Origin of the sequence: Teichococcus vastitatis (assembly GCF_003604215.1) — a bacterium.
Taxonomy (GTDB): domain Bacteria; phylum Pseudomonadota; class Alphaproteobacteria; order Acetobacterales; family Acetobacteraceae; genus Pseudoroseomonas; species Pseudoroseomonas vastitatis.
Map to the genome: position 1 here is coordinate 1 of NZ_QXGS01000102.1, position 3,477 is coordinate 3,477.

A 3,477-nucleotide genomic window follows, 5' to 3' on the forward strand; every position below is an offset into this window, starting at 1 on the left:
CCATTCCCATGATCTTGGGAATTTCGCGATCAGGACACTAGCCGTCTTCGGTGTGGCTGGCGTGGTGTTGGCCAGCAATCCTCACTTTGTCACAGTGGCAGCGCCGCTGCTCTGCTTCGTCATGGGACTACAGAACGCCACAATCACCAAGGTGTCCAGCGCTCGCATGCGAACAACGCACATGACGGGCCTCATCAACGATATCGGCATTGAGCTTGGTAAGCTCGCATATCGCAATTCTCGAAAGCCTGGCGTCACCCGGCAGGTGATGGCAGATCGAGCCAAGCTCTGGTTGCTCGGTTCCCTGTTGGGTGCATTCTTTCTGGGAGGCGTATTGGGCACAGTGGGGTTTAATAGCTTCGGCTTTGCCGCAGCTCTGCCTCTTGCAGGCTTTCTAGACCTGCTAGGAACTACGCCAGCGATGGAGGCGGCACTTGTGCGAAGAGCCCGATCTCTCTGACAAAGATCGTCCGCATGACCTTGGAAACCGGTTCAGCCATCTTGAGAATTTATGTTGGATGCCTTACCGCCTGTCCGTGTTCTGATCGGCGACAAAGGCTATGACAGCAACCGCTTCCGTCAGGCTCTGACCGATCGCGGCATCGAGCCCTGCATTTCGCTACGCCGTGGCCGCATGCAGCGCATCGCGCAAAACAGAGCGCTCTACCGCCAGCGGCACTGCATCGACAGCAGGTTCCTCCCCGCAGGCAATGCCGGTGCTTGGTCCGTCCGCTACTCCAGGCTGAGCTGCCGGAGTGCATCCAGATAGCGCTGTTGTGCCAGATCGCGGCTGCGGACGATGCCGACGGCCTCTCGCGCCGAGACAGCCCGGAACATCACGCGCTGACGACTGCGAAGCTGCACAAAACGATCCAGGCTCGTGGATACCACGGTGGCGATCTTCGGGTAGCCGCCGGTGCTCTGATGATCAGCCAGCAGCACCGTCGGCACGGCGTCGCCGGAGACCTGGATGGAACCGCGCGCGACGGGTTCCGAAGGCATGTCCAGCTTAGCGACGGGCGGCAGCGCCGGCCCCCGCAGGCGCACCCCCATTCGGTCATACGCCTCGCTCAACGTGAAGGGCTCGCGCAGCAGGGTAGCAACCGTCTCCGGTGCGAAGAAGCGATCCTGCGGTCCCAACACCACCGGCACCTCGGCGGGCGGCCGTGCCCAGGCCGGAAGGGGGATGCGCAGGAACCGTTCGGCTCGGCGCCTCGTGTCGGTGACGGTCAGGAATTGCCCCGCTGCCAGCCGCCCACCGCCCAGACCGGTCGGTCCATGGGTGGAAATACTGCCCAGCCAGGGAGGCACCTGTAAATGCCCGGCGAAAGCCAGGTACGTCCAGCAGCCCCAGAAGCCCGGGCGGACCAACAGCACCGAGCCGGCGCGGATGGTCAGCACAGTCCAGGCGCCGTAGCGGGCGCCATCCAGCACGACCTGGAAACCGCCGCCCGCGACGGCGAGTGTCACCTCGCCCTCCAGGCATGACAGCGACAATCCGCCGGGGGAGATCTCGATACTGGCGGCATCCGGAGGATTGCCCAATGCAGCCTGTGCGGCGGCGTAGCTGGCGCGGTCCATCGGCCCCGAGGTCGGCACGCCGAAGCGCAGCATCCCGTCCCGGCCGGCATCCTGGAAGGTAACGTGCGGCCCGGCGGCAGTGACGCTGAAGAGGGCGCTGCTCATGGAACCGCCTCTGCCTCAAAGGCTGTCCGGTCGATGCGGGTGAAGCGCACGGTGTCGCCGACATCGAACAAGGCAGGGCGCTCACCCTTTTCCCCGTCGAGGATCTGCGTGGGGGAGCGGCCAATGATCCACCACCCGGTTGGCATCACCAGGGTGGTGATCAGGCATTGCGGCCCAGCGATGACCACACTGCCCGCAGCGACATCGCGCACCGGGGCGGTCTTGCGCGGCAGGCGGATGGCCTCCGGTACGCCGGCCAAGTAGGCGTAGCCCGGCGCGAAGCCGTACATGTACACGCGGTAGTCGCCCGCCAGATGCGCGGCGATTACTGCCTCGGTCGACAGGCCGACGGCCTGGGCTACAGCTGGGAGATCAGGCGCGAAGTCGGCATCGTAGCAGATGTGCACGTCCTGCTGCTGCCCAATTTCCGGTGCGGTCCCGGGAGCATCGATCAGTCGGCGCAGCGCCTTCTCCACTGCCGCGTGATCCGTAACCAGCGGATCGAAGCAGATGAGGATGTTCACGTAGGCCGGCACCGCTTCCAAGAAGCCCGTGACTGTGTCGGAGGAAACCCGGGCATCTAGGCGAAGCACCTCGTCATGCACGGCGCGGTCGATGGCTTCGCCAAATTCCACCAGAACCGCGTGATCCGCCACCGGGCGAAAGACAGGATAGGTCAAGATCACGCGGCACCCAGGAAGGAAGCCGCCTCGATGCCGGCGTGGGCCAACCGCTGGCGCACATGTCCCGCCATCGCGACAGCTCCAGGACTATCCCCATGCACGCAGATGGACTGCGCCTCCAGCCGAATAGGCGGACCGTCGATCGCCGGCATCAGGCCGGTGTCGAGGAACTCCACCAGCCGTGCGGCGGCCTCCTCAGGATCGTGGATCATGGCCCCGGGCTTGCTGCGCGGAACCAACTGGCCATTGGAGAGGTAGCCGCGATCCGCGAAGATCTCGCTGAAGGTGGCTAGCCCCGCATCGCGTCCAGCGCGATCCAGCGCTGTGCCGGAGATGGCCAGCATGGCGAGCGCGGGCGAGACCGCCCTTACCGCCCGCGCGACAGCCGCGGCGACATCAGCCTCGGCGGCAGCCCAGTTGCCGAGCGCGCCGTGCGTTTTGACGAAGCGAACCGTGGTGCCCGCCAGAGCGGCGGCTCCCATCAGCGCGCCGATCTGTGTCGCCACCAGCCGCTCCACCTCGCCGATGCTGTGCGGGATCAGGCGTCGACCGAAGCCTTGACGGTCGGCGAAGCCCGGATGCGCTCCCGCCACCACGCCCTGCTCCCGCGACAAGGTGAGGGTCTGGAACATCGTCTCGGGATCACTCGCATGGGCACCGCAGGCGATGTTGGCGCTGGTGACGACGCGCAGGATCGCCTCGTCATCTCCCATTCGCCAGGGACCGTAGCTTTCTCCGAGATCGGAGTTTAGATCGATCGTCCGCGCCATTGTCCTGCTCCTTGGTCTGGGCTGCCACGCCGAAGCGCCTGTCCGGTCTCCGCCTGACTACAATGTCAGGCAGCAGGTGGTCATGCCACTGGCGCGAATGATGTTCCAGCGGTCCGGGCGGGCACGACTGTGATGCACGGGTCGGTCTGCGGGTTTGGCTGGGTAGGATCGCAGGGATAACGCCCTGCCGCCTTCCAGAGGAACCCAGCTGGACACCTTCTGTCACTGGGCGATGGTTGGTCAACGCAGGTGTCGTCCGGTCGCGGATCTTGCTTCTGTTCGTGGTCTGCGCAGCGGCAGCCACAGGAGGGCGGTCCGATGCGAGGGAAGGGCCGATC

5 protein-coding genes are annotated in these 3,477 nt (G+C 65.3%); 2 read left to right on the forward strand and 3 right to left on the reverse strand.

Translation table 11 applies throughout. The features are described 5' to 3' along the window. A partial coding sequence (locus tag D2K64_RS23080) for a YoaK family protein (RefSeq protein WP_157986091.1) occupies window positions 1–460 on the forward strand: 460 nt, incomplete at its 5' end. A 51-nt stretch (window positions 461–511) separates the two neighbouring features. Continuing rightward, a complete protein-coding gene (locus tag D2K64_RS26385; RefSeq protein WP_120010733.1) occupies window positions 512–769 on the forward strand; it encodes a transposase in 258 nt (85 codons plus the stop codon). Here D2K64_RS26385 and D2K64_RS23090 read toward each other — a convergent pair. The 3 genes from D2K64_RS23090 to D2K64_RS23100 are packed head-to-tail and all read right to left on the reverse strand — an operon-like array spanning window position 733 to window position 3,139. Beyond that, window positions 733–1,686: a 5-oxoprolinase subunit C family protein gene (locus tag D2K64_RS23090; protein ID WP_120010734.1), complete on the reverse strand. Its 954-nt coding sequence runs from the start codon at window positions 1,684–1,686 to the stop codon at window positions 733–735. The genes D2K64_RS26385 and D2K64_RS23090 overlap by 37 nt on opposite strands. Beyond that, entirely contained in the window at window positions 1,683–2,342 is a 660-nt protein-coding gene (locus D2K64_RS23095) for a 5-oxoprolinase subunit B family protein (RefSeq protein ID WP_120010738.1), read from the reverse strand. Before D2K64_RS23095 ends, D2K64_RS23090 begins: the two co-directional genes overlap by 4 nt. Before the next feature lie 26 nt (window positions 2,343–2,368). Continuing rightward, window positions 2,369–3,139 carry a LamB/YcsF family protein gene (locus D2K64_RS23100; protein WP_120010736.1) on the reverse strand — a complete coding sequence of 257 codons (771 nt, stop codon included), beginning with the start codon at window positions 3,137–3,139 and terminating at the stop codon, window positions 2,369–2,371. Between the last annotated feature and the right edge of the window lie 338 nt (window positions 3,140–3,477).